This window comes from Streptomyces xylophagus, from assembly GCF_000716435.1.
Taxonomy (GTDB): Bacteria; Actinomycetota; Actinomycetes; order Streptomycetales; family Streptomycetaceae; genus Streptomyces; species Streptomyces xylophagus.
In genome coordinates, this window is record NZ_JNWO01000002.1 from 522692 (window position 1) to 535878 (window position 13187).

15 protein-coding genes are annotated in these 13187 nt (G+C 70.5%); 6 read left to right on the forward strand and 9 right to left on the reverse strand.

Going from position 1 to position 13187, the window contains the following annotated elements; genetic code table 11:
• Positions 1–105 precede the first annotated feature (105 nt).
• Entirely contained in the window at positions 106–1083 is a 978-nt protein-coding gene (locus tag OO70_RS05835; protein ID WP_043664853.1) for an aldo/keto reductase, read from the forward strand.
• On the opposite strand, the gene OO70_RS05840 is transcribed toward OO70_RS05835, so the two are convergent.
• Together OO70_RS05840 and OO70_RS05845 are read right to left on the reverse strand one after the other, a co-directional pair.
• Entirely contained in the window at positions 1074–1307 is a 234-nt protein-coding gene (locus OO70_RS05840; RefSeq protein WP_043664855.1) for a PASTA domain-containing protein, read from the reverse strand. The two genes, OO70_RS05835 and OO70_RS05840, sit on opposite strands and share 10 nt — an antisense overlap.
• A gap of 165 nt (positions 1308–1472) precedes the next feature.
• A complete protein-coding gene (locus tag OO70_RS05845; RefSeq protein WP_051740716.1) occupies positions 1473–2864 on the reverse strand; it encodes an MFS transporter in 1392 nt (463 codons plus the stop codon).
• 157 nt (positions 2865–3021) lie between these two features.
• Here OO70_RS05845 and OO70_RS05850 point away from each other — a divergent pair, with 157 nt between their 5' ends.
• From OO70_RS05850 to OO70_RS05860, 3 genes are all read left to right on the forward strand, one after another.
• The gene (locus tag OO70_RS05850) at positions 3022–3903 is read left to right on the forward strand and encodes an aldo/keto reductase (RefSeq protein ID WP_043664857.1); all 882 of its coding nucleotides are present in this window, start codon (positions 3022–3024) and stop codon (positions 3901–3903) included.
• Positions 3904–3997: 94 nt separating this feature from the next.
• On the forward strand, positions 3998–4807 hold the full coding sequence (locus OO70_RS05855; RefSeq protein ID WP_043664861.1) for an SDR family oxidoreductase: 810 nt from the start codon (positions 3998–4000) through the stop codon (positions 4805–4807).
• Positions 4808–4831: 24 nt separating this feature from the next.
• A complete protein-coding gene (locus tag OO70_RS05860; protein ID WP_043664863.1) occupies positions 4832–5572 on the forward strand; it encodes an SDR family oxidoreductase in 741 nt (246 codons plus the stop codon).
• A gap of 34 nt (positions 5573–5606) precedes the next feature.
• Here the strand turns inward: OO70_RS05860 and OO70_RS05865 are convergent, their stop codons facing one another.
• On the reverse strand, positions 5607–6236 hold the full coding sequence (locus OO70_RS05865) for a flavodoxin (protein ID WP_051740718.1): 630 nt from the start codon (positions 6234–6236) through the stop codon (positions 5607–5609).
• An 85-nt stretch (positions 6237–6321) separates the two neighbouring features.
• Complete coding sequence (locus tag OO70_RS05870; protein ID WP_043664869.1) at positions 6322–7173, reverse strand: aldo/keto reductase; 852 nt, start codon at positions 7171–7173, stop codon at positions 6322–6324.
• Between the two features lie 237 nt (positions 7174–7410).
• Between OO70_RS05870 and OO70_RS05875 the strand changes: the two genes are divergently transcribed.
• Together OO70_RS05875 and OO70_RS05880 are read left to right on the forward strand one after the other, a co-directional pair.
• Positions 7411–8328 carry a helix-turn-helix transcriptional regulator gene (locus OO70_RS05875; protein ID WP_043664871.1) on the forward strand — a complete coding sequence of 306 codons (918 nt, stop codon included), beginning with the start codon at positions 7411–7413 and terminating at the stop codon, positions 8326–8328.
• A gap of 81 nt (positions 8329–8409) precedes the next feature.
• The gene (locus tag OO70_RS05880) at positions 8410–9336 is read left to right on the forward strand and encodes a helix-turn-helix domain-containing protein (RefSeq protein ID WP_051740720.1); all 927 of its coding nucleotides are present in this window, start codon (positions 8410–8412) and stop codon (positions 9334–9336) included.
• A gap of 42 nt (positions 9337–9378) precedes the next feature.
• Here the strand turns inward: OO70_RS05880 and OO70_RS05885 are convergent, their stop codons facing one another.
• The 5 genes from OO70_RS05885 to OO70_RS05905 all read right to left on the reverse strand — a co-directional run bounded on the left by OO70_RS05885 (position 9379) and on the right by OO70_RS05905 (position 13139).
• On the reverse strand, positions 9379–9789 hold the full coding sequence (locus tag OO70_RS05885) for a nuclear transport factor 2 family protein (RefSeq protein ID WP_043664874.1): 411 nt from the start codon (positions 9787–9789) through the stop codon (positions 9379–9381).
• 2 nt (positions 9790–9791) lie between these two features.
• Positions 9792–10598, reverse strand: coding sequence for an MBL fold metallo-hydrolase (locus OO70_RS05890; RefSeq protein ID WP_043664877.1), 807 nt, complete (start codon positions 10596–10598; stop codon positions 9792–9794).
• A 45-nt stretch (positions 10599–10643) separates the two neighbouring features.
• On the reverse strand, positions 10644–11252 hold the full coding sequence (locus tag OO70_RS05895) for a DsbA family protein (protein ID WP_043664879.1): 609 nt from the start codon (positions 11250–11252) through the stop codon (positions 10644–10646).
• Between the two features lie 143 nt (positions 11253–11395).
• Complete coding sequence (locus OO70_RS05900) at positions 11396–11890, reverse strand: MarR family winged helix-turn-helix transcriptional regulator (protein WP_043664882.1); 495 nt, start codon at positions 11888–11890, stop codon at positions 11396–11398.
• Positions 11891–12008: 118 nt separating this feature from the next.
• A complete protein-coding gene (locus OO70_RS05905; RefSeq protein WP_043664885.1) occupies positions 12009–13139 on the reverse strand; it encodes an ABC transporter substrate-binding protein in 1131 nt (376 codons plus the stop codon).
• Between the last annotated feature and the right edge of the window lie 48 nt (positions 13140–13187).

Consider the following 13187-nt stretch of genomic DNA (forward strand, 5'->3'; position numbering starts at 1 on the left):
ACGTGGGGGGTGCTGGCAGCATCTCCCACCGCCACTGTCGGCTACCTAGCCTCGTTGACGAGGCAGCCGGTGTCGCCCGGCTGCGCCGACGATGAGGAGCGCGTCATGCAGTACACCCGTCTGGGTACCTCCGGCCTGAAGATCAGCCGCATCGCACTCGGATGCATGAGCTTCGGCGACACCTCGCAGATGCCGTGGGCGCTGGACGACGACGGCGCCGAGCCGATCTTCCGCCAGGCCGTCGAGTCCGGGATCACCTTCTGGGACACCGCCAACATCTACGCCTACGGCACCTCCGAGGAGATCGTGGGCCGCGCGATCAAGAAGTACACGAAACGCGACGACGTCGTCCTGGCCACCAAGCTGTTCAACCCCATGCACGACGGACCCGGTGGGTCCGGCCTGTCGCGCAAGGCCGTGATGGAGCAGATCGACGCCTCCCTGACCCGGCTGGGCACCGACTACGTCGACCTCTACCAGATCCACCGCTTCGACCCGCAGACCCCGGTCGAGGAGACCATGGAAGCCCTGCACGACCTCGTCAAGGCCGGCAAGGTCCGCTACCTCGGCGCCTCCTCGATGTGGGCCTGGCAGTTCGCCACCATGCAACACGCCGCCCACAGCCACGGCTGGACGCCCTTCGTGTCCATGCAGGACCAGTACAGCCTGCTGGCACGGGAGGAGGAGCGGGAGATGTTCGGCCTGCTCGCCCACTCCGGCGTCGGCTCCATCCCCTGGAGCCCCCTGGCCGGCGGCCGCGTCGCCCGCCCCTGGGGCCAGGACAGCACCGCGCGGGCCAGGACCGCCCCCGACACCGACTACGCCGGACGCCCCCTGTTCGTCGACACCGACGAAGCAATCGTCGACGCCGTCCAGAAGATCGCCGACGCGCACGGTGTCCCGATGGCCCAGGTCGCGCTGGCGTGGGTACTGAAGAACCCCGTCGTGTCCGCGCCCATCGTCGGCGCCACCAAGACCCACCACCTCACCGACGCCGTCGCCGCGCTCGACCTCACGCTGACCGACGACGAGATCGCCGCGCTGGAAGACCCCTACACCCCGCGCCTGCCCACCTACTTCTGATCGAGCAGCGGATCCCACTTCGTCCAGATCCTGACTGCCGCGGCAGGTGCTGCCATGGTTCCGGGCGGGGGCTCCTGGTGAGCGATCACCATGCTCCGTGGCAGTTGCCGGTCCATGTCGTAGTAGCCCAGGAACAGCCCCAGACCACGGCAGAGAGCGTGCGCTTCTCGTCCCGTCATCCCGACCACGTCAGGGACTTCGATATGCGTCGGCCTGTCATCCATTCCGGCACCATACGACCGGCCGCGCCGCCGCGGGGCTACTCGGCCGACCCGGTTGCCGGGGACCTCGTGCCGGCGCGGCTCGCCGTCGCTCTCGTCGTAGCGGGAGGCGTCGTAGGCCAGGGCGGGCTGCCCATCACCGCCGAGTCCCTGCTCCGATCCGCCGGATCACCGGCTCGCCGTAGGCCTGAGCAGCAGCCCGCCGGTCATGGCGGTCGCCGCCAGCAGTGCCGTGCCGATGAGCAGGCTGACGTGCATGCCGTGCAGGAAGTCGGACCGGTCGGCGATCAGGGCGCCGAAGACGGCGACGGCGAGGGCCCCGCCGAACTGGCGGGAGGTGTTGAGGACGCCGCCGGCCAGGCCCGCCTGCTCCGGGCGCACGCTTCCCAGCATCAGTCCGGTCATCGCGGGTACGGCCAGGGCGCCGCCGAGGGAGACCGGGATCATCAGGATCGCGACCAGCCAGATGGGGGTGGTCCCGGGCAGGAAGAACAGGAGCAGCAGGCCCGCCGCCATGATCCACATTCCGGCGGTCATGACGAGCCGGGCGCCGAACTTCCGTACCAGTCGGGCGGTTTGGAGGGCCACGACGCCGGTCAGCAGCGTCATCGGCAGGAACGCGATGCCGGCGGCGAGCGCGGACAGGCCGCGCAGTTGCTGGAAGTAGAGGCTGAGCAGGAATGTCAGGCCGTAGAAGCCGATGTTGAGGGTGAACCCGGCCAGCAGGGTGACGGTCACCGGGCGGGAGCGGAAGAAGGTGAGCGGCAGCATCGGGTGGCGGCCTCGGGCCTGGGAGCGCAGGAACACCGCGAGCGCCATTGCCGACAGCGCGAACGCGGCGATCACCGGGGCGTCGCTGAAGCCGTACTCGCCGCCCTCGATCAGCGCGTACGTCAGACCGCCCATCGCCAGGACCACGCTGATCTGCCCGGTCCAGTCGAAGGGCACCGGTCGTCGCGGGGAGCGGACGACGCGGGTGAGCAGCGCCAGGGCTACGGCGCCGACCGGCAGGTTGATGAAGAAGATCCACCGCCAGTCCACGGCGCTGAGCGCACCGCCGAGCAGGGGTCCCGCGGCCGAGCCGACAGAGCCGCCCAGCGCCCAGAACCCGAGGGCACGGACGCGATGGGCGGCGTCCGGGTACGCCTCGCGGATCAGAGCGAGGGTGGCGGGCATCATGACCGCCGCGCCCGCGCCCTGCACCAGGCGGGCCGCGACCAGGACGGGCAGCGTGGGCGCCAGGCCGCAGGCCGCCGAGGCGATCAGGAACAGCCCCATGCCCACGCCGAACGCCTGCCGGGCGCCGATCCGGTCCGAGACGGACCCGGCGGACAGCAGCAGCGCGGCGAGCACCAGGGTGTAGCCGTCGACGACCCACTGGAGCCCGGTCATACCGCCGCCGAGGTCGGCGCCGACGGTGGGCAGGGCCACGCTCACGATCAGCGCGTCCAGGGTGATGACGAAGAAGCCGAGCAGTGCGGCACCGAGCGCGAAAGCGGGGGCGGTTGTCCTGCCGCCGCCGGGCGGAGCGGTGGCAGTGGGCGCCTGCGTGCTGGTCATCGAGACTCTCCTGGTGACGTGATCCTTCGAGCTCCCAGCGTGGGAGCGGAGCGTCGGGCGTTCCAGGCCGGGTTGTGCGGGGGTGTGGGATGCGGGGTAGTGACAGGGCCCCTCAGATGAGATGCGGGGGCGTCGGACGCCTGCCTATCGTCGAAGCATGTCCCCCCTCACGATCACTCTCAGCAACGGTGTCGAGATGCCCGCTCTCGGGCTCGGCGTCTTCCAGACACCGCCCGATGTCACGACCGCCTCGGTCGAGGAGGCCCTGCGCGTCGGCTACCGCCACATCGACACGGCCGCCGCCTACGGCAACGAGCGGGAGGTCGGCGACGGCATCCGCCGCTCCGGCCTGGCCCGCGACGAGGTGTTCGTCGAGACGAAGCTGTGGATCAGCGACTACGGCTACGACAGCGCGCTGCACGCCTTCGACAAGAGCGCGGGCAAGCTCGGCGTCGACCAGCTCGACCTGCTGCTGCTCCACCAGGCCCTGCCCTCCGCCTTCGACCGCACCCTCGACGCCTACCGGGCGCTGGAGAAGCTGCTCGCCGACGGCCGGGTACGGGCCATCGGCGTCAGCAACTTCATGCCCGAGCACCTGGAACGGCTGCTGGCCGAGACGTCCGCCGTGCCCGTGGTCAACCAGATCGAGGTCCACCCCTACTTCCAGCAGACCGCGCTGCAGCGCCTGCACGGCCGGCACGGCATCCTGACCCAGGCGTGGTCGCCCATCGGCGGCATCACCTCCTACCGCGGCGGCGAGAAGCGGACCTTCGACGACCCGGTCCTGCTGGAGATCGCCGGGCAGCACGGCAAGTCGGCCGCGCAGGTCATGCTGCGCTGGCATCTGCAGGAGGGCCGCTCCGCGATCCCGAAGTCGGTCAAGCCCGCCCGCATCGCCGAGAACTTCGACGTCTTCGACTTCGAGCTGACCACCGAGCAACTCGCCGCGATCGACGCGCTCGACACCGGCGTACGCGGCGGACCGGAGCCGGACGCCATCACGCTTGAGGCCTACGGCATCGAGATCCCCGAGGCGTGAAGTCGCCCTGCCGGTGGTGCGGTTCGCCGACGCCTCCCTCAGCACACCGATGTACCGCTGACTCCTGTCCTCACGTCACGGAAGAGCCTCCGTCATGACCCGCGCCACCCCTCTGACCGTCCTGGTCGTCGGCGCCACCGGCAGCATCGGAACCCTCGTCGTCGCCGAAGCCCTCCGGCAGGGCCACCAGGTGAAGGCCCTCGTCCGCGATCCCGGGCGCGCGCGGACCGCGCTGCCTGAGGCCGCTCGGCTCGTCACCGGGGACCTCACCGATGCCGACACCCTCAAGGAGGCCGTCGACGGCATCGACGCCGTGGTCTTCACCCACGGCTCCCACGGCGGCCCCGGCCAGGCGGAACGCATCGACTACGGGGCCGTCCGCAACACCCTGGCGGCACTGGGCGACCAGCCGGCCCGGATCTCGCTGATGACCGCGATCGGTGTCACTGGCCGCCCCAGGAACGCCGACGGCACGGTCCGCGACGACATGATCACCGACGCCCACGCGTGGAAGCGCCGCGGGGAACGCCTGGTCCGGGCCAGTGGGCGCCCGTACACGATCGTCCGACCGGGCTGGTTCGACTACAACGCTCCCGGCCAGCTCGCCCTGACGATGCTTCAGGGCGACACCCGGCACGCCGGCAGCCCCAGCGACGGTGTCATCGCCCGTCGGCAGATCGCCCAGATCCTCGTCTCCGCGCTCACCTCGCCCGAGGCCGACCACAAGACCCTCGAACTCGTCGCCGAGCACGGGCCCGCCCCCGCCGACCTCGACCCGCTGTTCGCCGGCCTCACCGCCGATGTGCCCGGTTCCCTCGACGCCGCCCTGGACAGCGCCAACATGCCGCTCGACGCCGAACCCGCAGCCGTACGACAGGACTTGGAAGCTGTCCGGCACGCCTGACCGCCAACCATTCTCAGGGAGCCCATGGTGGAGAACAACAGCGGCAAAGTCGTCGTCATCACCGGCGCCAGCAGCGGACTCGGCGCGGAGACCGCCCGGCACTTGACCGCACGCGGTGCCAAGGTCGTGCTCGGGGCCCGCCGTCTGGAGCGGCTGGAGGAAATCGCCGACGAACTCGGCCTCGACCGCAAGGCGGTCGTGCGGACCGACGTGAGCGACCGCGGGCAGGTGAAGGCGCTGGTCCAGCGGGCCGTCGACCTGCACGGCCGTATCGACGTCATGCTCAACAACGCCGGTCTCATGCCGCTGTCCCCGCTGGAGATGGAGCGGTTCGACGAGTGGGAACAGGCCATCGACGTCAACATCAAGGGCGTTCTGTGGGGCATCGCGGCAGCCCTGCCGCACTTCAAGGAGCAGCGGTCCGGCCACTTCATCAACGTCTCCTCGGTGGCCGGACATGTCATCAGCCCCGGCGGAGCGATCTACTCGGCGACGAAGTACTCCGTGCGCGTCATCTCCGAGGCACTGCGCCAGGAGGTCAAGCCGTACGACATCCGCACCACGGTCATCTCGCCCGGCGCGGTGGACACCGAACTGCCCGCCTCGGTCAAGGCCGAAGGCGTCGCGGACGCGGTCGCGGGCCTCTACCAGGACTACGCCATCCCTGCGGACAGCTTCGCCCGCTGCGTGGAGTTCGCCATGAGCCAGCCCCAGGAAGTCGACGTCAACGAGATCCTGTTCCGTCCGACCCGTCAGCAGCGGTGACCGGCGGCCCGGCGAAGGTCCTGGGCCCGCCCGGTCACGAGGCGGGCAGTCCGACGCGCCGCAGCCAGGCGTCGACGGCGGCACCGGCGTCCCGGACTTCCTCGCCGCGTACCGCGAGGCCCTCGGCGATCGTCGCGCCGGGGCAGGAGGCGGCGTAGTCGCGTGCGGTGGTGCCCAGGCCGCTCATGGCGTGGGTGGTGAACGGGACGACGGTTCTGCCGCGGAAGTCGAGGGCTTCGGTGAACGTCGTCATGATCATGGGAGCGCGGACGTTCCAGATGGGGCTGCCGAGCAGGATCGTGTCGTAACGGCCGATGCCGGCAAGTGGGTTGGCGATGGCCGGACGTGCGTCGGTGTCCTGCTCGCGGACGTTGCGTCGGACGGTCGCGTCGTAGGCGGACGGGTAGGGGTCCGCGGCCCGGATGCGGTGGACGTCGCAGTCGATCCGGTCCGCGATCATCCGAGCCAGGACCTCGGTGTTGCCGACCTCGATGTTCCGGCGTCCGCCGTTGTAGTAGTTCTCGCCCGGCCGGGAGAAGTAGGCCAGCAGGACGGTGCGGGCACCCGGGGCGGGTGTGCCGGACTGCTCGGCGGACTCGGATTCGTCCGGGCGGGGTGAGGCGGGGGAGGCGGAACAAGCGCCGATCGCGGCACCTGCCGTCATGACCGTTCCTCCTGTGAGCAGGCCGCGGAGCACTGTGCGGCGCCGCGGCGCGGTGGGAAGGGTATGGCTCATCGCTGGGGCGCGCTCAGCCGTTCACGCGTCGCGCGCTGAGCCACTGGACCATCGCCGGGTCGCGGTGGTCGAAGAACAGCGAGGCGCCGGTGTCCAGGGTGGCGATGGCCGACATCTGGTCGTCGGTGAGCTCGAAGCCGAAGACGTCGAGGTTCTCCGCCATGCGCTCGGGCCGGACCGACTTGGGGATCGCGACAACGCCCCGCTGGACCAGCCAGCGCAGCACCACCTGGGCCACCGACTTGTCGTGCTGCTTGCCGATCTCGCTCAGCAGCGCGTTGGTGAACAGGTCGTTCTTGCCCTCGGCGAACCCGCCCCAGGACTGGATCCGGACCCCGTGCTCGCGCATCAGGTCCTGGTAGTCGGCGCGCTGGAAGAACGGGTGGGTCTCGATCTGGTTGACCGCCGGGGTGATCTCGTTGTTGATGATCAGGTCGAGGAGCCGGTCCGGGTAGAAGTTGGCGACGCCGATCGCCTTGGCCAGGCCCTCCCGGTTCAGCGCCTCCATGGCACGCCACTGGCCGTACACATCGCCGTAGGGCTGGTGCATCAGGTACAGGTCGACGTGGTCCAGGCCGAGCTTGGCCAGCGACGTCTCGAACGCCCGCCTGGTGTTCTCCTCGGCGGGTGCGTCCTGGACGTACAGCTTGGTCGTGACGAAGAGTTCCTCGCGCGGTACGCCGCTGTTCTTGATGGCGCGGCCGACGGCCTCCTCGTTCTCGTAGGAAGCGGCCGTGTCGAGCAGCCGGTAGCCGGCCGCGAGGGCCTCGGTGACGGCCTGTTCGGTCTGCTCCGCCGGGATCTGGAAGACGCCGAAGCCGAGGATCGGCATGTCGACACCGTTGTTCAGGGTGACGCTCTGCATGAGGGGTGCCTTTCGAGCGGGATGCGGGTGCGGAGCAAGCACGGGCCGGATGCCGGGCGACGCTCGAACACGGGCGGGAGGTGCCGACGCGACCGGTGTGAAGCCCGCCGGAATTCACCTTCGCGCTTTTTCGCCACCGGTGGCAGGCCGAGCCGTGCCAGGGGGTGGCGAGCCGGGTAGTGACAGGGCCCCTCACCGCTCTGCCGCGCAGGTCAGAGCGGTGTGACACTGAAGGGCATGGCATCCGAGCAGAGCAGTGACGGCGGCGCCGAGCTGGGCCGGTTCCTGCGTGCCCGCCGCACACAGACCGCACCCGAACAGGTCGGCCTCACGGCCGGCGCTGGCCTTCGCCGCACCCCCGGTCTGCGTCGCGAGGAGCTGGCCACTCTCGCCGGGATCAGCATTGACTACTACGTACGCCTGGAACGCGGCAAGGAGACCTGGCCCGGTCCCTCCGTCGTCGACGCCCTCGCCCTCGCCCTGCAGCTGGACGACGCCGAACACCAGCATCTGCGCGAACTGGCCGTCCGCGCCGCGCGGTACGCCCCCGAGCCGCCGCCCGTCCCGAGCCGGACCGTGCGCCCGCACCTGAAGCTGCTGCTCGATGCGATGCGTCCGAACCCGGCGTACATCGTCAGCCGCAGCATGGATCTGCTCGCCGCCAACCCCGGCGGCCTCGCCCTGTACGCGGGCCTGGACGACTGGCCCGCCACCCAGCGCAACCTCGCCCGCTACTTCTTCCTGCACCCCGCGGCCCGCGAGCTGTTCCCCGACTGGGACATCCAGATACGCGCCTGCATCGCCCGGCTGCGCGCCCTGGCCGGCACCGCCCCCGACGCCCCCGACCTGACCACCCTCGTCGGCGAACTCGTCCTCAAGAGCCCCGACTTCGCCAGGCTGTGGGACCGCTACGACGTCACCGGCCGCAAGGCCACCCACAAGACGTTCCACCACCCACAGGTCGGCGAAGTCACCCTGGCCGCCCAGTCCATGGACCTGAACGGCACACCGGGCCAGCGCCTTGTCGCCTACGCTGCGGAACCCGGCACCCCGGACCACGACGCCCTGCTCCTGCTGGACATGACCGCTCCCGACTCAGGCCCCGGCAAGCGGCCGGGCATGAACGACGTGCTGCAGCCGCGCGCATTGCCCTGATCCGGCAGCGGGACCCCGCAGGCCACGCAGGGACGCACACCCACTGATACATGACCCCAAGAAGACGGGCAAAATGGTCGCATGGAGCGCGCAGCGGAGAAGGCGAAGGTCCATCCGACGGGTGCCACGAGCGACCTCGGCACCTATCTGCGCGCCCGCCGTGCGCAGGTCACCCCCGAGCAGGCCGGGCTGACCGCAGCCCCCGGCCCGCGCCGCACGCCGGGTCTGCGCCGCGAGGAGCTGGCCACGCTCGCCGGGATCAGCATCGACTACTACGTACGCCTGGAACGCGGCAAGGAGACCCACCCCGGCCCCACCGTCGTCGACGCCCTCGCCCGCGCCCTGCTCCTCGACGCGTCCGAGCACCGGCACCTGCGCGAGCTCGCTTCCCGTGCCGCCTACGCCCCCGAAGCGCCGCCCGCACCCGGCCACACCGTGAGACCACAGCTGTTGGCGCTCCTCGAGTCCGTGCGCCCGAACGCGGCCTACGTCGTCAGCCGCACCCTGGACCTGCTCGCTTTCAACCCCGGCGCGCTACGGCTCTTCGCCGGACTGGCCGACTGGCCGCCGCCGCGACGGAACTTCGCCCGCTACGCCTTCCTCCACCCCCTCGCCCGCGACGTACTCGACGACTGGGACGAGCAGGCCCGCGCCTGCGTCGGCCGGCTGCGCGCCCTGGCCGGTACCGAACCGGACGCCCCGGACCTGGCCGAGCTGGTCGGCGAACTCCTGGCGAAGAGCCGGGACTTCGCCGACCTGTGGAACCGCTTCGACGTCAAACCGCACGCCCCGGACCCCAAGACCTTCCACCACCCCGAGGTCGGCGACCTTCGCCTCGGCTACGAGTCGATGCCGCTGGAGCACAGCCAGAAGCAGCGGTTCGTCGTGTTCTTCGCCGAGCCGGGTACCGCCGACCACGACAAGCTGATCCAACTCGACGCGGAACGCGGGGAGTTGGGGCTCGACGTCGAGGAGGGACGGCTGTCCCGGCGCCGGGCGGCCGACTGAGCAGTAAGGGCCGCCCGGCTTACCGGAAGAACTCCCGTTCGCTCAGCGGGACATGGCGTCGCGCACGAGAGCCGTATCGACGAACTGCTCGAAGCGCACGATGAGTCCACCGCGTACGACGAAGTGGTGCGCGACGCGGACGTCGATCGACTTGGCGGTGGACTTGTTGACGGCGGTGTAGCGGGCCAGGACGACGACGTTCTCGCCGTCGACGACGTAGGTGTCGTCGTGGGCGGTCCAGTCGTCCCAGTCCTGGCCGAGCTTCTCCATCACGTGGGACGTGACCCCGTCGGGGGTGCGGTAGGTGCCGGCGAGGGGGAAGCCGGCCATCTCCGTCCACTCCACGTCGGGGGCGAGGGTGGCGCGGAGGGCTTCGAGGTCACCGGCGGCGGAGGCCAGGTACTGGCGGCGTACGACATCGGCGGGGGCGGTGGAAGTCGTGAACTCGGCCATGGTCAGCCCCACTTCATCTCACCCTTGGCGACCTTCGCACCGATCTGGGCGGCGATCAGCATCCCGTTGCCCGGGTAGCGGCTGACCAGTGCCTCGGTCAGCGCGGCGCCGTCGGCCGCCTTGCCGAGTTCCTCCTCGAAGGCGAGCAGGTAGTCGCGGGTGGCGGTGATGGCGGAGGCGTCGGCGGCGGTGCCGGGCAGGCGGTGGCCGGGGACGACCAACTCCGGCTTCAGGGCGGCCATTTCGTCCAGCAGGTCGACCCAGGACGCGCGATCGCCCGGGGTGGGGGTGTCGGCGACCCAGACGTGCTCCTGCTGGAAGAGCAGGACGCCGCCGAAGAGCGCGCGGTGCTCGGCCTGCCAGAGGTAGTGGCGGTCGGGCAGGCCGGCCGGGCCGCCCTTGAGCTGGAAGCGGTGGCCTTCGAAGGTGAGGTCGCCGGTCAGCGGGGTCAGCTCGACCAGGCGGGTGGGCAGGTTGGGACCGAGGGCCTCCCACGCCTTGAGCTTGCCCTCGTAGGAGTCCCGGATGTGCTCTATGACGAGCGGGGTGGCGACGAACGTCGCATCGGGGAAGGCGTCGGCGATCACCTCGGCGCCGAAGTAGAAGTCCGGGTCGGCGTGGCTGATGAACACGGTGGTCAGCTTCTTGCCGGAGTCGAGGATCTCGGCGGCGAGGCGGTGGCCGTCGGCGCGCGTGAAGGCGGCGTCGACCAGCAGCGCCTCCTGCTCGCCGGTGACGAGCGTGGCCGTCTTGTTCTTGCTGCCGGCGGGGAAGTCGAGGTCCAGGATCTTGAAGGCGAGGCTGCTCATGCGGGGGCTCCTTTGCGCAGGGGATGGGGTGGGGCCAGGGGAAGATCAGTGGACGGAGAAGCGTGCGTCGACCTCGTCGGCGGTGGCTTGGCCGTAGGCCAGCGGGGTGACGGAGTCGCCGTCGACGGCCAGCAGAGTGGGGAACCCGGTGACGCCGAGCTGGACCGCGCGGCGGAAGTCGGCGTGGGCCGCTGTCTGTGCCTCGGGTGCTTCGAAGGCGGCAACGACGGCATCCGCGTCGAGCCCGGCGGCCCGGGCGACCGTCCGGTAGGTCACCGCCTCGGACAGGCTGCGTCCGTCGACGTAGAAGGCGGCCTGGAGGGCCGCGGCCAGCTCCGCCGCGCGGTCGGGGGCGACCTGGCGCAGGGCTGCGACACCGCGGGCGGCGGCCTCGGAGTCCATCACGAAGGAGCCGTCGGCGATCAGCTGCTCGTAGCTCTCGCCGAACTCGGCGCCGGTCAGCTCGGCGATCTTGGCGTTCGCGCCCTGGACGTAGCCGAACTCGCGGATCGGCACCCGGCGCGACCCGGTGAACAGGCCACCGGAGACGACCTCGACCGGTAGTTCGGGATGGCGGGAGGCGACCTCGCTCAGCGTTCCGGAGAATCCGTGCGACCAGCCGCAGTAGGCGTCGAAGACGTAGACGAGCTTCATGGATGACCTCGAAGGCGTGTCCTGCCCACCCGGTGTGGGCATTCGTCTGACGAAACAGTAACTGACTAGTCAGGTATTTCCTGATGGGTGTGAGGTGGGACACGCGGATGGAGCTGTGGTTGCTACATCAGGCCGGTCGTCGGTCAGGGCAGTCGGGGCAGCACGTCCCGGGCGGTGTGGCTGAGGATGCGGAGGTCCTCAGCGAACCGCTCGCGGTCCTCGGCGGGGAGCGGTGCCACGAAGTACCGCTTGATGTTCGCCACGTGCACCCGAGACGCGTGCACCGCCGTCTCCTCACCCAGCGGAGTGAGTCGCACCAGCTTCGCGCGCCGGTCCTCGGGGGAGTCGGTGCGTGCCACGAGTCCCGCCGCCACCATCCGGTCCACCAGCCGGGTGGCACCGCCCGTGGTCAGGACCTGTTCCTGGGCGATGGCCCGCATCGACATGCCCGGGGCGCCCGCCCGCCCGAGGATCAGCAGCACCTCGAACATGAGATGGCTGATCCCGCACTCCTCCTCCAGGGCCCGCCCGAGGATGTACTCCAGTCGGTTCGCCGCCCCCTGCAGCCGCCCGAACGCGAGGATCAGTTCGTGGTCGGCGGCCTCCTTCGCCGTGCTGATGCCCGCCTGCTCGCTCACGGCCTCGCCGCCCCTTCCGCCGTCCCGGGTATCACCGTACCGATCATGCCCGGGGCGGAGGGGTGTCAGGTCCGGCGGGCGCGGTCGCGGGGCATCGGCCGGCGCGCCCGCTCCACGTCTATGCCCCTGGGTGCAGTCCCAGCCAGCCGGGCGTCGGGTCGCCCTTGACCTCGCCGAAGTAGAGGGCGAATGTCTGCTTCCAGCGCTCGACCGCCGCACGGTCCGCCATGAAGCGGGGGAAACCGTCCACGTGGGCGTTCGGGTACTCCCACATTGGCTTCAGTCCGGCCGGGGGAGTGATGTCCGTGCGGACGGACCAGCCGTTGAACGACCCGTTCTGCATCTCGGTCGACAGCTGCCAGTTGAGGAAGAGCTTGGCGGCCGTGGAGTTCTTGGCCTGCTTGAGGATCGCGGTGCGCTGGCCCCAGGCCATGAACGGGTGCCCGGCGCCGATGGCGAACGTCACGGGGGACGTGCCGACGGCGGACCCCGCGGTGCCGACGCCGATCGCCTTCTGCCCGCCGAAGACCGCGTCGCCCGGGGAGTTGCTGCCCCGCCCGAACTGCACGTCCTGCGTGGCGAATTGGGCCACCCAGTCCCAGCCGTACGTGCGGGCGTACAACGAGAAGAGGTAGAGGACCGCGTCGTCGTCGTGCGGGTAGGCGGAGGCGATCTTCCCCTTCCACTTCGGGTCGACCAGGTCGCGCGGGGTGAGCGGCGTCGTCCCGCCGACCGTCGCCGTGTCGTACAGGAAGCTGAAGGCGATCGCCCCGGTGGCCACCCACGCGCCCTGCGGATCCTTGAACGCGTCGTGGACCTTGGCGAACCCGGCGGGCTTGTAGTGCAGCAGGCGGCCCTGCTGCTTCCAGCGGTCGAAGTCCTGGAGGGTCTGGAACTGGACGACGTCCGGGACGAGGGTGTCGGTGGCGAACTGGTTGTCGACGCGGACGTCGTGGTACTTGCTGTAGTCGACGATCAGCGTGAGGTCTATCTCCGGGAAGCGGTCCTTGAAGGCCGCCTTGGTGCCGTCCTGCTGGGTGGGGGTGTCGCCGCCGGCGTAGACGACGAGCTTGCCGCCTTCCGCGAGCGCGGCCTGGTAGAGCTCGTCGAGCGTCCGGGGTTCCTCGCGCCCGCCCGCGAGGCGGGACCCTGCGGGGGAAGCCGCGGCCGGACTCGCCGAGGCGCCGAACGCCCCGACTCCCAAGGCGGCACCGGTGGCCAGGACATGTCGTCTGCTGAATCTGGGCACGCTGAGGAGACCTCTCTCATGGGGGGGTGAAGCCCGCCGCCTGGGCGC

What these genes read in the sequence shown, in the direction of transcription:
- OO70_RS05880 (WP_051740720.1), top strand. Translation starts at nt 8,410, where the DNA reads ATGGAGCGCGCAGCGGAGAAGGCGAAGGTCCATCCGACGGGTGCCACG.
- OO70_RS05875 (WP_043664871.1), top strand. Translation starts at nt 7,411, where the DNA reads ATGGCATCCGAGCAGAGCAGTGACGGCGGCGCCGAGCTGGGCCGGTTC.
- OO70_RS05870 (WP_043664869.1), bottom strand. Translation starts at nt 7,173, where the DNA reads ATGCAGAGCGTCACCCTGAACAACGGTGTCGACATGCCGATCCTCGGC.
- OO70_RS05890 (WP_043664877.1), bottom strand. Translation starts at nt 10,598, where the DNA reads ATGAGCAGCCTCGCCTTCAAGATCCTGGACCTCGACTTCCCCGCCGGC.
- OO70_RS05845 (WP_051740716.1), bottom strand. Translation starts at nt 2,864, where the DNA reads ATGACCAGCACGCAGGCGCCCACTGCCACCGCTCCGCCCGGCGGCGGC.
- OO70_RS05885 (WP_043664874.1), bottom strand. Translation starts at nt 9,789, where the DNA reads ATGGCCGAGTTCACGACTTCCACCGCCCCCGCCGATGTCGTACGCCGC.
- OO70_RS05860 (WP_043664863.1), top strand. Translation starts at nt 4,832, where the DNA reads ATGGTGGAGAACAACAGCGGCAAAGTCGTCGTCATCACCGGCGCCAGC.
- OO70_RS05835 (WP_043664853.1), top strand. Translation starts at nt 106, where the DNA reads ATGCAGTACACCCGTCTGGGTACCTCCGGCCTGAAGATCAGCCGCATC.
- OO70_RS05895 (WP_043664879.1), bottom strand. Translation starts at nt 11,252, where the DNA reads ATGAAGCTCGTCTACGTCTTCGACGCCTACTGCGGCTGGTCGCACGGA.
- OO70_RS05865 (WP_051740718.1), bottom strand. Translation starts at nt 6,236, where the DNA reads ATGACGGCAGGTGCCGCGATCGGCGCTTGTTCCGCCTCCCCCGCCTCA.
- OO70_RS05855 (WP_043664861.1), top strand. Translation starts at nt 3,998, where the DNA reads ATGACCCGCGCCACCCCTCTGACCGTCCTGGTCGTCGGCGCCACCGGC.
- OO70_RS05840 (WP_043664855.1), bottom strand. Translation starts at nt 1,307, where the DNA reads ATGGATGACAGGCCGACGCATATCGAAGTCCCTGACGTGGTCGGGATG.
- OO70_RS05850 (WP_043664857.1), top strand. Translation starts at nt 3,022, where the DNA reads ATGTCCCCCCTCACGATCACTCTCAGCAACGGTGTCGAGATGCCCGCT.